Origin of the sequence: Streptomyces tatrensis (assembly GCF_049310065.1) — a bacterium.
Taxonomy (GTDB): domain Bacteria; phylum Actinomycetota; class Actinomycetes; order Streptomycetales; family Streptomycetaceae; genus Streptomyces.
In genome coordinates this window covers 2,472,901-2,487,156 of record NZ_JBMDLB010000007.1, presented here as the reverse complement: position 1 = coordinate 2,487,156, position 14,256 = coordinate 2,472,901, and the positions used below count along the sequence as shown (strand labels likewise).

The window sequence follows — 14,256 nt, the reverse complement described above, 5'->3', positions numbered from 1 at the left end:
TTCTCTAGCCAGTTACCTGTTGTAGTGAGGCCATGAGTACAACTGAGGCGGTTGCCCCGCCTGCGGGCTGGCGAGTACATCGGTACAACCTGGAACGTACGTGGGGCGCGCTGCCGGACGCCGCGCCGGAGCACGCAACGGATCTTGAGACCTGGATCCGGGGACGTGGTGGCAGACACGGGCAGAGATTTCTTATCGGACCGAGCGGACTTCCTGACCTACGGGTGAACGCATTCCTCGCGTCAGCGCGGATGCGCAAACTGGCGGACACCACCAACCGGGACTACGCGTACTCCCTTGCGCTGTGGCTGGACTTCCTGGACGGGATGGAACGTCAGTGGTGGGAGGCATCAGCCGACGACGCGGAGGAGTTCCAGTTCTGGCGGATGACAGATCCGGCGAATGACGACCGGGTCGAGGCATCGTCCTTCGCCCGGGACCTGGCGGCATGCAAGACCTTCTACGGTTTTATGGGCCGTGAGCACGAAACGCCGAACCCGTTCGAGGGAATGGACAGGCCGCGGGGGGTGCGGAAGGCCGACGTGAAGTGGCTCGATCCGGCGGCAGTGGCCCGGTGGAAGGACCTCGGGCTGCGAGGCAGGGACCTGACAGGTCGGCCGGACCGGTCGTGGCGCGGTCGCAACGAGCAACGGGATTCTGCTTTCTACGACGGCCTCTACGGCACCGGTCTGCGGCTCTTCGAGTGGGGAAGCGTGGTGCTGCCCGAGTTGCCGCCGCTGGTCCACGGACGCGGCTACTTCACCTGCACGCTGGCGGACTCGTGCGCCAAGGGCGGCTACGGGCACTCGTACTGGATGCCGAGATCGGTGCTGGCCAGTTCACGGGCCTATATCGAGGGAGCCCGCGCCAGGGCCGTGCGGCGAGCACAGGCCGCCGGCCGCTACGAGTCGGTGAGGAACAAGAGGCTCGTCGTCGGCTCCGCCCGCCATGGCAAGTCGGTGATGCTGGAGGGCGCGAAGGCGTCCATCGCCTGGAACTCCCTGAAACCGCCCGAACGCCGAAAGCTGTTCCGGCAGACGGCGCAAGGTCTCGAGCCGTTGTCACTGTGGTTGAACGAGGACGGACTACCCCGTGACGATCATGGGTGGCACCACACGTTCGCGACCGCCAACAAGCGGATCGAAGCACTGGGGCTTCCCGACTTCACCTGCACGGCCCACATGCTCCGGCACTCCTGCGCCCTGCGATGGTTCGCCATCGGGAAGCTGATCCGCACCGCACGGCTGGCCCATCTGAGCCGGGAAGAGGCCAGGGACTTCCGCTCGGAGTTCGGCGACACCTGGCATCTGGTGCAGACAATTTTGGGGCACCGAAGAGTCGAGACGACCAAGGGCGTCTACCTCGAACCCTTCCAGAATCTCGAGGTCGAGTTGTTGCTGCTGCACGCGGAGGACTTTCCGGTGGCGAAATTCATGGCCGATGTCTTCGCCAATCACGCCCAGGTCCGCACCGATCCGATGGCGGGCGGCAATTGAGCCGGTCCGGTCGACGAGCCGCACGTCCTGGCCCCGGCCCCAGGACCGCCAGGGGGATTTTGGACGGGAGCCGCGGTCTGATCGTGAGGTGCTTCCAAGAGGAGAGCGGCGAGCACCAGGACTTCGACTTTGAGCGGCTGGCACTGGCGCCTGGCCTGCAGACGGCTCTGGCCTCGGCCTTCGCCCGTCGCACGGTATCTGGTGGAGGGCTCACGTCCCTGGTGGCGATGGAGAAGCCTTGGCGGGTGGCTCTGCAGTTCGCCAGTTACGTGTCGACATTGGCGTGGGCCCCGACGGAGGTTTCCCACCTGGTTCCTGAGCATCTGGACGGCTTCTACGACCATCGGCGGAAGAGCGCTCGGGATGCTTCCAGGGAACTGTCGGCCCTCAAGCTCCTCCTGGCTGAAACCGAGGGCCTGAGCGACGCGACCAGGGGGAAGCTGAAGGAGCGCAGTCCTCGACGGCCCGCGCCGGAGGCCAAGGAGAGTTACAGCCGAGCCGAGATGCGCAGGATCGCTGACGCGGCGCGTGTCGATCTGAGGGCTGCGGCTGCCCGGATCCGCCGTAATCGCGCGTTGCTGCGACAGGTCCAGGAGGGCCAGGTCCCACCCGATGTCCCGGCTCGCGCTCTCGAAGTGCTGGAGCACGTCCATCGGGTCGGTGATGTTCCTCGGGTCACGGTGGCGAAGGGCGCCAACAGCGGCTATGACAAGCCTCGGCCCTGGGTCGCCAAGTTGGGGCCTGCTCGGGAAATGATCTCCTGGCTGCATCTGTCTGCTGACGAGTGCGTCGCCGGCGCGGTCCTGATGGCCGTCATGACCGGCCAGAACCGCAGCGTTCTGATGAAGACGAAAGCTGTTCACCACCGCGCGGATGGTCACACGGGCGGAACCGGCACGGCCATCATCAGGCAGCGCAAGAAACGCAGGGGCAATCGGGCGCACATGACGTTGGTGCTCAGTGACATTCCGGACTGGATCAGCATTCCGGACGGTCTGGACGAGCTGTCGGCGCGCGATGAGCTGCACACGCCCTTCGGCCTCTATGTGCTTCTCCACGAGCTGACGTCCCGGTCACGGGAAATCACCGGCTCTGACCTGCTCTTCCTCGGCTGGCGGGGGTCGAGCCCATCGCAAGGACGGGGCCTGGCCACCCCGGGGGAAAGCGGCATTGCGGCCTGGGCCAAGTCGAGAGTTCTGTTGGCCGATGCGCGGGACGCCAAGGGCAAGCCGGTCCGGATGGCGGTGACGTTCGACCTTCTGAGGCTGTCCCACGTTGAGCTCCACCAGAAGCCCGTCGCTCACACCGAACAGACGCTGGCCACGGACTACCTCGCCCGCAACCGCGGCAACATCACCGCATACCGGCGGGTGGTCGCCGCGGCGTTGGACGAAGAGGTCAGCAAGGCCACGGCCCGCGCGGCCATGGCCACACTCACCAGGGATGACCTCGAACAGGCGCACACCGACATCGAAGCGGTCGCTCACAAGTACGGCGTCAACATCCTGACCTTGCGGAAGATGATCGACGGCGAGCTGGACACCGTGATGAACGCCTGCGTCGACCACGAGAACAGCCCGCAGGCGCCTGCGGGAGAGCCGTGCAGAGCCTCGTTCATGGTCTGCCTGGGATGTCCGTGTGCTCGGGCGCTTCCCCGCCATCTGCCCGTCCAGGTTCTCGTCCACGACCGCCTGGAGGCACGGAAGGACGACATGACGCCGTTGCAGTGGGTGCGGCGCTTCTCGGGCCCCCAGGCACAGCTCTCGGACCTGATGGACCGGCACGGACCCACCGCGGTGGACGACGCGCGGGCGGCCGTCTCCGAATCCGACCGAGCGATGGTCACGAGGTTCTTGAACAGGGAGCTTGATCTGCGATGACTGAATACGCTCTGGCCATCGGCTGGGACACCGTTCCGGAAGGCACCGAGTGGCCTGACGCCCAGACGCCGGTGTTGCTTCGCCGGGAGATCCCGCCGGGGACACCCGTCAGCGAGCTGTCAGTGTTCTCGGACGACTACTGGCATCTCGACCATGCAGTCTTCGAGGGCCACGCGTCGGCAGCCGGGGTGAGCTTCGCCGATGTCCCCTCGACGCTCCGGCTGGCCGCCAAGCACTACGTGTGGCAGCTGCTGAACAACATGCAGATCAAGGGCATGCGCCGGGGCTCCGGGCAGCCGTCGATCAGGACGATCGTGAACACCTCCGCATCACTCAGGGCGTTCTTCATCTGGCTCGGGGGCCGTGGCATCCACGCTCTGGGCGCGGTTACTGCCGAGCTGATCGCCGACTACCTCGAGGACGTACGGGACGACGAGTTCAGTCTGGACCGGAAGTACCGGTTGCTCACCGAAGTGCGGCGTCTTTGGCACTACCGCACAGTGCTGCCGCGCAGCATGGGATTGCCTGACTCCCCACCTTGGGGAGGGCAGGACACCAAGGACCTGCTCGAGAAGAACCCGGTCACCGGCACGAACAAGACCCAACGCATCCACGAGCGCACCATGCAGCCGCTGCTGTGGTGGGCCATCCGCTTCGTCGAGGACTTCAGCGAGGACATCCTCAACGCTCACGCCGACCACGTCCGGCTGCAGAGCCGCGAGTCGACGGAACGCGCACGCCTGAGTACCTCTGATCTTCGGGTTCCCGCAGGTCAACGCGCTCAGGAGATGACTGCCTACCTCCAGGGACTGCGTGAACGCGGCGAAAAGCTGCCGGGCAAGCGGCAGGGCGACCACTACGTGATCGACTTCCGGCACGTCGCCCGAGTCATCGCCTGCGCGGAGTCCGTCAAGAGCACCAGCACGGGCCTGCTGGCCATCGACTCCGGAATCCCCATCGACGACGGCGCCTACCTTCAGGCATCACCCACGGGGCTCCTCGACGGACAGCCGTGGCATGAGCAACGCTTCAAATACCTTGAGGGCCGTGACCTCGGTCGGTTGCTGAGCACCGCCTGCTTCACCGTGGTCGCATACCTATCTGGCGCTCGTCCTGGCGAGGTGCTCAACCTCGAACGCGGGTGCATCGAGCGGGACACGACCGCGAATCTCTGGCTCATGCACGGCACCGCCTACAAGAACGCCGTCGACGAGGAGGGAAACAAGATCCCAGCCGGCCAGAGGCGCGAGGATCCGTGGGTCGTCGTCGAGATCGTGGCCACCGCGGTCGGCGTGCTGGAGCGGTTGCACCAGAAGCAGTTGCTCTTCCCGAACCTGATCGAGCCCTACCGGCGCAAGAAGAACAAGCGGCGCAGGGGAAATGCCCGACGTGACCAGTCGATCGCCACCGATCTCGCCAAGTTCGTGTCCTGGGTGAACACGGAGTGCCAGCGACGCGGTCGCGCCGAGAACATCCCCGCCGATCCCCGGGGCGGGCTCACCGCTTCCCGGTTCCGCAGAACATTGGCCTGGTTCATCCGGCGCCGGCCTCGCGGTCTGGTCGCGGCCTCAATTCAGTATGGCCATGTCCATACTCGAATAATTCAAGGATATGCAGGCACCTACGAGTCGGGGTTCCCGGACGAGTACGCCTTCGAGGACTGGCTGTTCCGGATCGAGGGAATCACCGAAGACGAACGCGCTCTCGTCGCCGGCGAGAGAGTGAGCGGCCCCGCCGCAGAGGCTTACAAACACCGCGTGACCGCGGCGAACAGCCAGTTCGCCGGACACGTCCTGACGAGTGAGGGCCAGGCTCGCGACCTGGTCGGGAACCCGCTTCTGCAGATCCACCACGGCGAGGGCATGACATGCGTCCTCGACCCGGCGCAGGCGGCCTGTCAGCTCAGAGGCGATGTTGACGACCCGATGGTCACCCCGGACACCGACGACTGCCGACCCAAGTGCCGAAATCTCGCGCGCACAGACCGCGACATCCTGCAGATCCAGCGCCGTCACGACGGGCTGGTCGAGATCGTTGAGGACCCCCTGGCCCCGCCGTTCCGCCACGCGCGCGACCGGCAGGAACTCGAGCGACTCCAGTCAATTCTTGCCACCCATGAACAGGACGGGAAGGGACGCACCCCATGACCGCTACCGCCCCAGCCCAGGACGACGCCAACCGGACCGCGATCTTGGCAGCGATGGACCGGCTCCTTGCCGGCACTCCGTTGAGATCCACAGGCAGGCTCAGCGTCTCCCAGCTGGCCCTCGAAGCAGGCGTCAAGCGCTGGTATCTCACGCATCAGTACCTGGACCTCAAGGACCTCTTCCAAGCACGGGTCAAGGCCACGGGCAACACGCCAGCCGCTTTCGCGAAGCGACTCGACGAGTTCGACCTGCTCAAGAAGAAGCACGCTGAGTTGCTGAAATACACCGCCGAGCTCGAGGAACGATTCGAGATCTACGCGGCATCAATCAACCTGCTGAGTCTGGAGAACGCGGCCTTGGCTGAGCAACTGGGCACCGCGGCCCGCGTCACTCCCATCCGCCCCCAAAGACGGACAGCGAGCCGCTGAGCACCGCCGGGCTGGCTGGTCATCGGGCACCGTCCTCCCAGCTTCCCGCACCGGGCGAGGGTGGCCAGGAGAGGACCGGTGGTCGGCCAAAGCGGGAGCAGATGCTCTTCTGGCACCTGTTGCTCACAGCTACCCAGGCGCATGGGCCCTGAGCTGGGACTAGCCAGCAGCCCAGAGATGGCAAACAACAAGTAAAGCCTGCTAGATAACCTACGGGATCGACGGCGCCGCCCACCGCGGGGCCCTCGCCGCCGGCGGAGCGACGGCCGCCGTGCTGGCCTGCGGGGTGGACGTGCCCTACCCGCGCGGGCACGCCGGACTGCTCGGCCGGATCGCCGCCCAGGGGCTGCTCCTCGGCGAGCTGCCGCCCGGCAGCCATCCCACGCCGAGCCGGTTCGTCCTGCGCAACCGCGTCATCGCCGCCCTGACCCGGGGCACGGTCGTCGTGGAGGCGGCCCACCGCAGCGGGTCCCTGGTCACCGCCCGGCGGGCCCAGGCACTGGGGAGGATCACCATGGGCATCCCGGGCCCGGCCACCAGCGGGCTCTCGGCAGGCGTGCACGAACTGCTGCGCGGCGAGGCCTCGCTGGTCACGGACGCGGCGGAGGTCGTCGAGCTGGTCGGAGGGATGGGAGAGCTGGCTCCCGAGCGGCGGGGCCCCGTGATCGCCCGGGACCTGCTGGGTCCCGAAGCGGTCCGGGTACTCGACGCCCTGCCGGCAGGCCGCCTCGCGGACCTGGGGGAGCTGGCCCTCGCGGCGGGCACCGGCACCGATGAAGTCATCGGCAGACTGTACGAACTTCACTCTCTGGGGTTCGTCGAACGGCAGGGCGACGGCTGGCAGTTGGCCCCGAAGCGGCCGAGAGGAGGCGCATAAAGCGGAGCTGCCCGGCGAGGCGGTCGTTGACCTGGGGCGTTCCGGTGAAAGAGTGAAGCCGATGAGAGACGCGGCCTTCCCGGTGGTACCCGCCGGGACCGTGCGCCAGGCGCCGGTCCCGGGTCGCCCGCGCGAGTCCGGGCGCCCTTGCGGGCCCGCGCGATCCCGTACTCTTCGCGCACCGCGACACTTCCGTCACGCTACGCTCCCAAGGAATCCGGCTCCGGCAAAGGCGAAGCATGCCCCAGCACACCTCAGGGTCCGACCGCGCTGCGGTGCCCCCCGCTGCGCGCGGCAGCGAGCGGTCCACCGCGCCCTCGTCCCTGGAGGTGCTGTGGCGCTCGTACAAGGACTCGGGTGACGAGCGGCTGCGGGAGCAGCTGATCCTGCACTACTCGCCCCTCGTGAAGTACGTGGCGGGCCGCGTCAGCGTCGGTCTGCCGCCCAATGTGGAACAGGCCGACTTCGTCTCCTCCGGAGTCTTCGGACTGATCGACGCCATCGAGAAGTTCGACATCGAACGGTCCATCAAGTTCGAGACGTACGCGATCACCCGCATCCGCGGCGCGATGATCGACGAGTTGCGGGCGCTGGACTGGATCCCCCGCTCGGTGCGGCAGAAGGCGCGCGCCGTGGAACGGGCCTACGCCACGCTGGAGGCCCAGCTGCGGCGCACCCCGACCGAGCACGAGGTCGCCGGGGAGATGGGCATCGGCGTGGAGGATCTGCACGCCGTTTTCAGCCAGTTGTCGCTGGCCAACGTGGTCGCCCTGGAAGAGCTGCTGCACGTGGGCGGGGAGGGTGACCGCCTCTCCCTGATGGACACCCTGGAGGACACCGCCGCGGACAACCCGGTGGAGGTCGCGGAGGACCGGGAGTTGCGGCGGCTGCTGGCGCGGGCCATCAACACGCTGCCCGAGCGGGAGAAGACGGTGGTGACCCTCTACTACTACGAGGGCCTCACGCTCGCCGAGATCGGCAACGTCCTCGGGGTCACCGAGAGCCGCGTCAGCCAGATCCACACCAAGTCGGTCCTGCAGCTGCGGGCGAAGCTGGCGGACGTCGGGCGCTGAACCGGGGCCCCGGGGTGCCAGGGCTGCGGCCGAGAGCGTGCGACGGCCTTGCGGTACATCCGTAGAGTGGACGCGTGCCCAGGATTCGAGCGGCCTCCGTGGCCGAGCACCGGTCGATGCAGCGCGGGGCCCTGTTGGACGCCGCGCGTTCCCTGCTGTCCGAAGGGGGGACGGAAGCGCTGACCTTCCCCGCCCTCGCCGAGCGGACCGGCCTTGCCCGGTCCTCCGTGTACGAGTACTTCCGGTCCCGCGCGGCCGTCGTCGAAGAGCTGTGCGCGGTGGACTTCCCCGTGTGGGCGGCCGAGATCGAGGCGGCGATGTCCGAGGCGGAGGCGCCGGAGGCGAAGATCGAGGCGTATGTGCGCTGCCAGCTGGGGCTGGTGGGGGACAAGCGGCACCGGGCGGTGGTGGCGATCTCCGCGAGCGAGCTGGACGCCGGGGCGCGCGAGAAGATCCGGGCGGCGCACGGGTCGCTGATCGCGATGATCGTGGAGGCGTTGGGCGCGCTGGGGCAGGCGGAGCCGAGGCTGGCCGCGATGCTGCTCCAGGGTGTGGTGGACGCCGCCGTCCGGCGGATCGAGGCCGGCGCGGGGGAGGACCCCGTCGTGGTCACGGACGCGGCGGTGGCCATGGCCCTGCGGGGCGTCGGAGGCTGACCCCGGCCCGGGTCCCGGACCCGGTCTGACCCTGTTCCGGCCCTGCACTTGGGCACCGGTTCGGCGTCGCGGCGTGCCGGTTCGGTGGTCGGGTGCCCTGCGGGGGCTGTCCCCTACCCACCCTTCCTCCGTTCCCAGGGCTCTGCCCTGACCCGGTCCTCAAGCGCCGGACGGGCTGGAGGGGTACCGGGCTGCGCCCGGACCCCCTGGGGCTCCGCCCCAGACCCCGGTCCTCAAACGCCGGACGGCTGAAGAGCCCCGGACCCCGGCTCTCGAATGCCGGACGGCTGAAGAGCCCCAGACCCCGGTCCTCGAACGCCGGACGGTTGGAAAGCCCCTGGTCCTCGAATGCCGGTTGAGAGCCCTTGCCCGCTCAGGGGCAGTAGGCGGGGGGTCGGGTGGGGGAGGAGGGTCAGGGGGTTGAGGTAGGTGTTTGTGTGGAGGAGGCCCCAGTGGAGGCAGGGGCGGGGGCAGTGGGGGCCGTCCGTGAGGAGGGCCACCACCTGGCCCTTCGTGACCTCGGCGCCCTGTGCCACCAGGGGGCGGACCGGTTCGTACGTCGTGCGCAGGCCGTTCGGGAGGGTCAGCGAGAGGACACCGCGGCCCGCGACCGGGCCGGCGTAGTGGACCCGCCCCGGACCGACCGCGCGGAGTTCCGCGCCCACCGGGGCCGCCAGGTCCACTCCGCGGTGGCCCGCCGCGTACGGGGTCGGGGGCGGGTCCCACCAGCGGACCACCGTCAGGGGAGACGGGAGCGGGCGTCCGCCCGGGGCCCCCGCGGTGCTCGGAGCGCGCCGGAGCTCCGGTGGCCCCGGTGCCGTCGGAGGTGGGGCCAGGGTGAGGCCCAGGGTCAGGAGCAGGGTGAGCAGCAGCTTCGTCATGGGGGAATGGTTCCGGTTCCGGAGCCGGTCCCGCCCGGGCCTGTGGACGGTCGGGGCACTGTGGACAACCGCGTCATCCGGCATACCACCGGGTCCCGTACACTTCTTGTGGCGATCCGGGTCACCGGGTCGACTTCGCACGCCCCAGCACCGGCCCCTCAGGGCCAGGTGACAGCGTCTCTCGGTCCCCTCTGCGGGGGCAGGGCGCGACAGGGGCGTCAGGAACCAAACCGAGAAACAAGGAGATGGCCATGGCCGTCGTAACGATGCGGGAGCTGCTGGAAAGCGGCGTCCACTTCGGTCACCAGACCCGCCGCTGGAACCCGAAGATGAAGCGCTTCATCTTCACGGAGCGCAACGGCATCTACATCATCGACCTGCTGCAGTCGCTGTCGTACATCGACCGCGCCTACGAGTTCGTGAAGGAGACCGTCGCCCACGGCGGTTCCATCATGTTCGTCGGTACCAAGAAGCAGGCCCAGGAGGCCATCGCCGAGCAGGCGACGCGCGTTGGTATGCCCTACGTCAACCAGCGGTGGCTGGGTGGCATGCTCACCAACTTCTCCACCGTCTACAAGCGCCTTCAGCGTCTGAAGGAGCTTGAGGCGATCGACTTCGAGGACGTCGCCGCCTCGGGTCTCACCAAGAAGGAGCTCCTGGTCCTCTCTCGCGAGAAGATCAAGCTGGAGAAGACCCTCGGTGGTATCCGCGAGATGTCGAAGGTCCCCAGCGCCGTCTGGATCGTCGACACCAAGAAGGAGCACATCGCCGTCGGTGAGGCGCGCAAGCTCCACATCCCGGTCGTCGCGATCCTCGACACCAACTGCGACCCCGACGAGGTCGACTACAAGATCCCGGGCAACGACGACGCGATCCGCTCCGTCGGTCTGCTCACCCGCGTGATCGCCGACGCCGTCGCCGAGGGCCTCATCGCCCGTTCCGGTGCCGCCACTGGTGACTCGAAGCCGGGCGAGAAGGCCGCCGCCGAGCCGCTCGCCGAGTGGGAGCGCGACCTGCTCGAGGGCGAGAAGAAGGCCGACGACGCTGAGGCCGCTCCGGCCGAGGCCGCTGTCGAGACCCCCGCCGTCGAGGCTGAGGCCGCTCCGGCCGCCGAGGCCGAGGCTGCTCCGGCCGTCGAGGCCGAGGTTGTCGCCGAGGCCGTCGTCGAGGCTCCGGCCGCCGACGCCGAGCAGGCCTGACCCACTGAGAGCGCCCGGCGTTCATGCGCCGGGCACTCACAGCACGGACGATGACGGCGGGGGAGCCGCGCCAAAAGCGCGCCTCCTCCGCCGTTCACCCGTAGATCTACGACTTCGAGAGAGAATCACAGACTCATGGCGAACTACACCGCCGCTGACGTCAAGAAGCTCCGCGAGCTCACCGGCGTCGGCATGCTGGACTGCAAGAACGCGCTGGTCGAGGCCGACGGTGACGTCGACAAGGCCGTCGAGGCACTCCGTATCAAGGGTCAGAAGGGCGTCGCCAAGCGCGAAGGCCGTTCTGCCGAGAACGGTGCCGTCGTCTCCGTCATCTCCGACGACAACACCTCCGGTGTCCTCGTCGAGCTGAAGTGCGAGACGGACTTCGTCGCCAAGGGCGACAAGTTCCTTGCGGTCACCAACGAGCTGGCCAACCACATCGCCGCGACCTCGCCGGCCGACACCGAGGCGCTGCTCGCGTCCGAGATCGCCCCCGGCAAGACCGTGCAGGCGTTCGTCGACGAGGCCAACGCCAACCTCGGCGAGAAGATCGTCCTGGACCGCTTCGCGCAGTTCACCGGCGGTTACGTCTCGGCGTACATGCACCGCACGATGCCCGACCTGCCGTTCCAGATCGGCGTCCTGGTCGAGCTCGACAAGGAGAACGCCGAGGTCGCCCGCGGCGTCGCGCAGCACATCGCCGCGTTCGCGCCGAAGTGGCTCTCCGCCGAGGACGTTCCGGCCGAGGTCGTCGAGTCCGAGCGTCGCGTGGCCGAAGAGGTCACCCGCGCCGAGGGCAAGCCGGAGGCCGCGCTGCCGAAGATCGTCGAGGGTCGTGTCAACGGCTTCTTCCGCGACAACACGCTGCTTGGCCAGGCGTACGCCCTGGACGCCAAGAAGTCCGTCCAGAAGGTTCTGGACGAGGCCGGTGTCACCCTGGTGCGCTTCTCGCGCATCAAGGTCGGCATCTGAGTCCGTCCGTACGCGACGGACACCGGACCCCGGTAGGGTCTGAAGCAGTCGCCCGCGTTCGCGCAGGGCGACCGCAGATCTGACGAGGAGGCCATTGCCGTAGAGGGAACCGCGAGGACCCACCGGCAATGGCCTTCTTCGTATGTGCACGAGGAGATCTCCATGAATCAGGGCGTGGACACCCACACCGCTTCCGACGACAAGAGCGACCAGGAAAAGAAGGGCCGCCGCTTCATGCTGAAGCTGTCGGGCGAGGCCTTCTCCGGTGGCGGAGGACTGGGCGTCGACCCCGACGTAGTCCACGCCATCGCCCGCGAGATCGCCGCGGTGGTCCGCGACGGCGCGGAGATCGCGATCGTGATCGGCGGTGGCAACTTCTTCCGCGGAGCCGAACTCCAGCAGCGCGGCATGGACCGGGCCCGGTCCGACTACATGGGCATGCTCGGCACGGTCATGAACTGCCTCGCCCTCCAGGACTTCCTGGAGAAGGAAGGCATCGACTCCCGCGTCCAGACGGCCATCACCATGGGCCAGGTCGCCGAGCCGTACATCCCGCTGCGCGCCGTGCGCCACCTGGAGAAGGGCCGCGTGGTCATCTTCGGCGCCGGCATGGGCATGCCCTACTTCTCCACCGACACCACGGCCGCCCAGCGCGCCCTGGAGATCGACGCGGAAGCCCTGCTCATGGGCAAGAACGGCGTCGATGGGGTCTACGACTCCGACCCGAAGAAGAACCCGGACGCGGTGAAGTTCGACGCGCTGGAGTACAGCGAGGTGCTGTCGCGCGACCTCAAGGTCGCCGATGCCACCGCCATCACTCTGTGCCGCGACAACAAGCTGCCGATCCTCGTCTTCGAGCTGCTCGCCGAGGGCAATATCGCGCGAGCCGTCAAGGGTGAGAAGATCGGCACGCTCGTGAGCGACCAGGGCACCCGGGCCTGAGCAGGCCCCCCGTCCGCCTGAACCATCCATTTCTGACATGCAGGAGCACGTGGTGACCGAAGAGATCCTCCTCGAGGCCGAGGAGAAGATGGAAAAGGCCGTCGTCGTCGCCAAGGAAGACTTCGCCGCGATTCGCACCGGTCGTGCGCACCCGGCGATGTTCAACAAGATCGTGGCGGAGTACTACGGCGCCATCACGCCCATCAACCAGCTCGCCTCCTTCTCGGTCCCCGAGCCGCGCATGGCGATCGTGACCCCGTTCGACAAGAGCGCCCTGCGCAACATCGAGACGGCCATCCGCGACTCCGACCTGGGCGTCAACCCCAGCAACGACGGCAGCATCATCCGGGTGACCTTCCCCGAGCTGACGCAGGACCGCCGCAAGGAGTACATCAAGGTCGCGCGCACCAAGGCCGAGGACTCCAAGGTCTCGATCCGCGCCATCCGCCGCAAGGCGAAGGACGCCCTCGACAAGCTCGTCAAGGACAAGGAAGCCGGCGAGGACGAGGTGCGCCGCGCCGAGAAGGAGCTCGACGACACCACCGCGAAGTACGTCGCGCAGGTGGACGAGCTCCTGAAGCACAAGGAAGCCGAGCTCCTCGAAGTCTGATGAACGACACTTCCTGGCAGCCGGAGCCGGTTCCGGCGGGTCCCGCCTACGATGCGCTGGTTGGCCCGCACACTCGGCCCATGCCCATCGTGCCCGATGCCGCCGGCCGTGACTTCGACGACCGGGAAGCACGCGATCGGGGGGCCGCCGCTGACGGCGGCCCCCTCTTCCGCGCCGATACGCCGCCGCAGGAGCCCATGCCCAGCCCCCCGCCGACCCCGCCTTCGCCGGCACCGCAGGACGCCTCGCCACCGCCTCAGAAGAAGCGCGCCGGGCGGGACCTGCGTGCCGCCATAGGGGTCGGGCTGGGTCTCGGCGCGGTCATCTTCGCCTCGCTGTTCATCGTCAAGGCGGTCTTCGTCGGCGTCGTCGTCGTGGCGGTCGTCGTCGGTCTGTGGGAGCTCACTTCCCGGCTCCAGGAGAAGAAGGGCATCAAGGCCCCGCTGGTCCCGCTCGCCATCGGCGGCGCAGCCATGGTCATCGCCGGATACGTCCGCGGGGCCGAGGGCGCCTGGGTGGCGATGGCGCTGACCGCCCTCGCGGTCCTGGTCTGGCGGATGACCGAGCCGCCCGAGGACTACCTCAAGGACGTCACCGCCGGAGTCTTCGCGGCGTTCTACGTGCCCTTCCTGGCCACGTTCGTCGCGATGCTGCTCACCGCCGACGACGGGCCGCAGCGGGTCGTCACCTTCCTGGTCCTGACCGTGGTCAGCGACACCGGGGCCTACGCGGTCGGCTGGCGCTTCGGCAAGACCAAGCTCGCCCCGCGCATCAGCCCCGGAAAGACCCGCGAGGGGCTCTTCGGAGCGGTGGCCTTCGCGATGGGGGCCGGCGCGCTGTGCATGGAGTTCCTGATCGACGGGGGCGTCTGGTGGCAGGGCCTGGTGCTCGGCCTCACCGTCGCGGTCAGTGCCACCCTCGGCGACCTCGGGGAATCCATGATCAAGCGGGATCTCGGGATCAAGGACATGGGCACCCTGCTGCCGGGCCACGGCGGCATCATGGACCGGCTCGACTCCCTGCTTCCCACGGCCCCGGTGGTCTGGCTGCTGCTCGCGGCGTTCGTCGGCACCGGCTGACCTGCGAAAAGGCGCC

The 14,256-nt window shown here is 68.2% G+C and carries 12 protein-coding genes and 1 pseudogene; 12 read left to right on the top strand and 1 reads right to left on the bottom strand.

Going from position 1 to position 14,256, the window contains the following annotated elements; genetic code table 11:
- The first annotated feature begins 224 nt into the window (after positions 1-224).
- The 7 genes and pseudogenes from ACODT5_RS14430 (at position 225) to ACODT5_RS14400 (ending at position 8,557) form a co-directional block, all read left to right on the top strand.
- Complete coding sequence (locus ACODT5_RS14430; RefSeq protein ID WP_422519542.1) at positions 225-1,496, top strand: site-specific integrase; 1,272 nt, start codon at positions 225-227, stop codon at positions 1,494-1,496.
- Positions 1,497-1,741: 245 nt separating this feature from the next.
- Positions 1,742-3,376 carry a hypothetical protein gene (locus tag ACODT5_RS14425; protein WP_422519541.1) on the top strand — a complete coding sequence of 545 codons (1,635 nt, stop codon included), beginning with the start codon at positions 1,742-1,744 and terminating at the stop codon, positions 3,374-3,376.
- Complete coding sequence (locus ACODT5_RS14420) at positions 3,373-5,523, top strand: hypothetical protein (RefSeq protein ID WP_422519540.1); 2,151 nt, start codon at positions 3,373-3,375, stop codon at positions 5,521-5,523. The genes ACODT5_RS14425 and ACODT5_RS14420 overlap by 4 nt, the downstream gene beginning before the upstream one ends.
- Entirely contained in the window at positions 5,520-5,951 is a 432-nt protein-coding gene (locus tag ACODT5_RS14415) for a hypothetical protein (RefSeq protein WP_422519539.1), read from the top strand. The genes ACODT5_RS14420 and ACODT5_RS14415 overlap by 4 nt, the downstream gene beginning before the upstream one ends.
- Before the next feature lie 211 nt (positions 5,952-6,162).
- Positions 6,163-6,828: pseudogene (locus ACODT5_RS14410) on the top strand (DNA-processing protein DprA); the annotation flags it as partial.
- 239 nt (positions 6,829-7,067) lie between these two features.
- Positions 7,068-7,901: an RNA polymerase sigma factor WhiG gene (whiG, locus tag ACODT5_RS14405; protein ID WP_250743879.1), complete on the top strand. Its 834-nt coding sequence runs from the start codon at positions 7,068-7,070 to the stop codon at positions 7,899-7,901.
- A 98-nt stretch (positions 7,902-7,999) separates the two neighbouring features.
- On the top strand, positions 8,000-8,557 hold the full coding sequence (locus ACODT5_RS14400) for a TetR/AcrR family transcriptional regulator (RefSeq protein WP_422519661.1): 558 nt from the start codon (positions 8,000-8,002) through the stop codon (positions 8,555-8,557).
- Between the two features lie 233 nt (positions 8,558-8,790).
- Here the strand turns inward: ACODT5_RS14400 and ACODT5_RS14395 are convergent, their stop codons facing one another.
- On the bottom strand, positions 8,791-9,438 hold the full coding sequence (locus ACODT5_RS14395) for a M23 family metallopeptidase (protein WP_422519538.1): 648 nt from the start codon (positions 9,436-9,438) through the stop codon (positions 8,791-8,793).
- A 251-nt stretch (positions 9,439-9,689) separates the two neighbouring features.
- Here ACODT5_RS14395 and rpsB point away from each other — a divergent pair, with 251 nt between their 5' ends.
- The 5 genes from rpsB to ACODT5_RS14370 all read left to right on the top strand — a co-directional run bounded on the left by rpsB (position 9,690) and on the right by ACODT5_RS14370 (position 14,240).
- Positions 9,690-10,637, top strand: coding sequence for a 30S ribosomal protein S2 (gene rpsB / locus ACODT5_RS14390; RefSeq protein WP_422519537.1), 948 nt, complete (start codon positions 9,690-9,692; stop codon positions 10,635-10,637).
- 135 nt (positions 10,638-10,772) lie between these two features.
- Positions 10,773-11,609 (top strand): translation elongation factor Ts, encoded by an 837-nt coding sequence (tsf, locus tag ACODT5_RS14385; protein ID WP_266904072.1) that lies wholly within the window; start codon positions 10,773-10,775, stop codon positions 11,607-11,609.
- 162 nt (positions 11,610-11,771) lie between these two features.
- Positions 11,772-12,551: a UMP kinase gene (gene pyrH, locus ACODT5_RS14380; protein ID WP_422519536.1), complete on the top strand. Its 780-nt coding sequence runs from the start codon at positions 11,772-11,774 to the stop codon at positions 12,549-12,551.
- Between the two features lie 52 nt (positions 12,552-12,603).
- Positions 12,604-13,161 (top strand): ribosome recycling factor, encoded by a 558-nt coding sequence (frr, locus tag ACODT5_RS14375; protein WP_112453867.1) that lies wholly within the window; start codon positions 12,604-12,606, stop codon positions 13,159-13,161.
- A complete protein-coding gene (locus ACODT5_RS14370) occupies positions 13,161-14,240 on the top strand; it encodes a phosphatidate cytidylyltransferase (protein WP_422519535.1) in 1,080 nt (359 codons plus the stop codon). The genes frr and ACODT5_RS14370 overlap by 1 nt, the downstream gene beginning before the upstream one ends.
- Positions 14,241-14,256: the final 16 nt, after the last annotated feature.

What these genes read in the sequence shown, in the direction of transcription:
- ACODT5_RS14420 (WP_422519540.1), top strand. Translation starts at nt 3,373, where the DNA reads ATGACTGAATACGCTCTGGCCATCGGCTGGGACACCGTTCCGGAAGGC.
- ACODT5_RS14415 (WP_422519539.1), top strand. Translation starts at nt 5,520, where the DNA reads ATGACCGCTACCGCCCCAGCCCAGGACGACGCCAACCGGACCGCGATC.
- whiG (WP_250743879.1), top strand. Translation starts at nt 7,068, where the DNA reads ATGCCCCAGCACACCTCAGGGTCCGACCGCGCTGCGGTGCCCCCCGCT.
- ACODT5_RS14395 (WP_422519538.1), bottom strand. Translation starts at nt 9,438, where the DNA reads ATGACGAAGCTGCTGCTCACCCTGCTCCTGACCCTGGGCCTCACCCTG.
- rpsB (WP_422519537.1), top strand. Translation starts at nt 9,690, where the DNA reads ATGGCCGTCGTAACGATGCGGGAGCTGCTGGAAAGCGGCGTCCACTTC.
- tsf (WP_266904072.1), top strand. Translation starts at nt 10,773, where the DNA reads ATGGCGAACTACACCGCCGCTGACGTCAAGAAGCTCCGCGAGCTCACC.
- pyrH (WP_422519536.1), top strand. Translation starts at nt 11,772, where the DNA reads ATGAATCAGGGCGTGGACACCCACACCGCTTCCGACGACAAGAGCGAC.
- ACODT5_RS14370 (WP_422519535.1), top strand. Translation starts at nt 13,161, where the DNA reads ATGAACGACACTTCCTGGCAGCCGGAGCCGGTTCCGGCGGGTCCCGCC.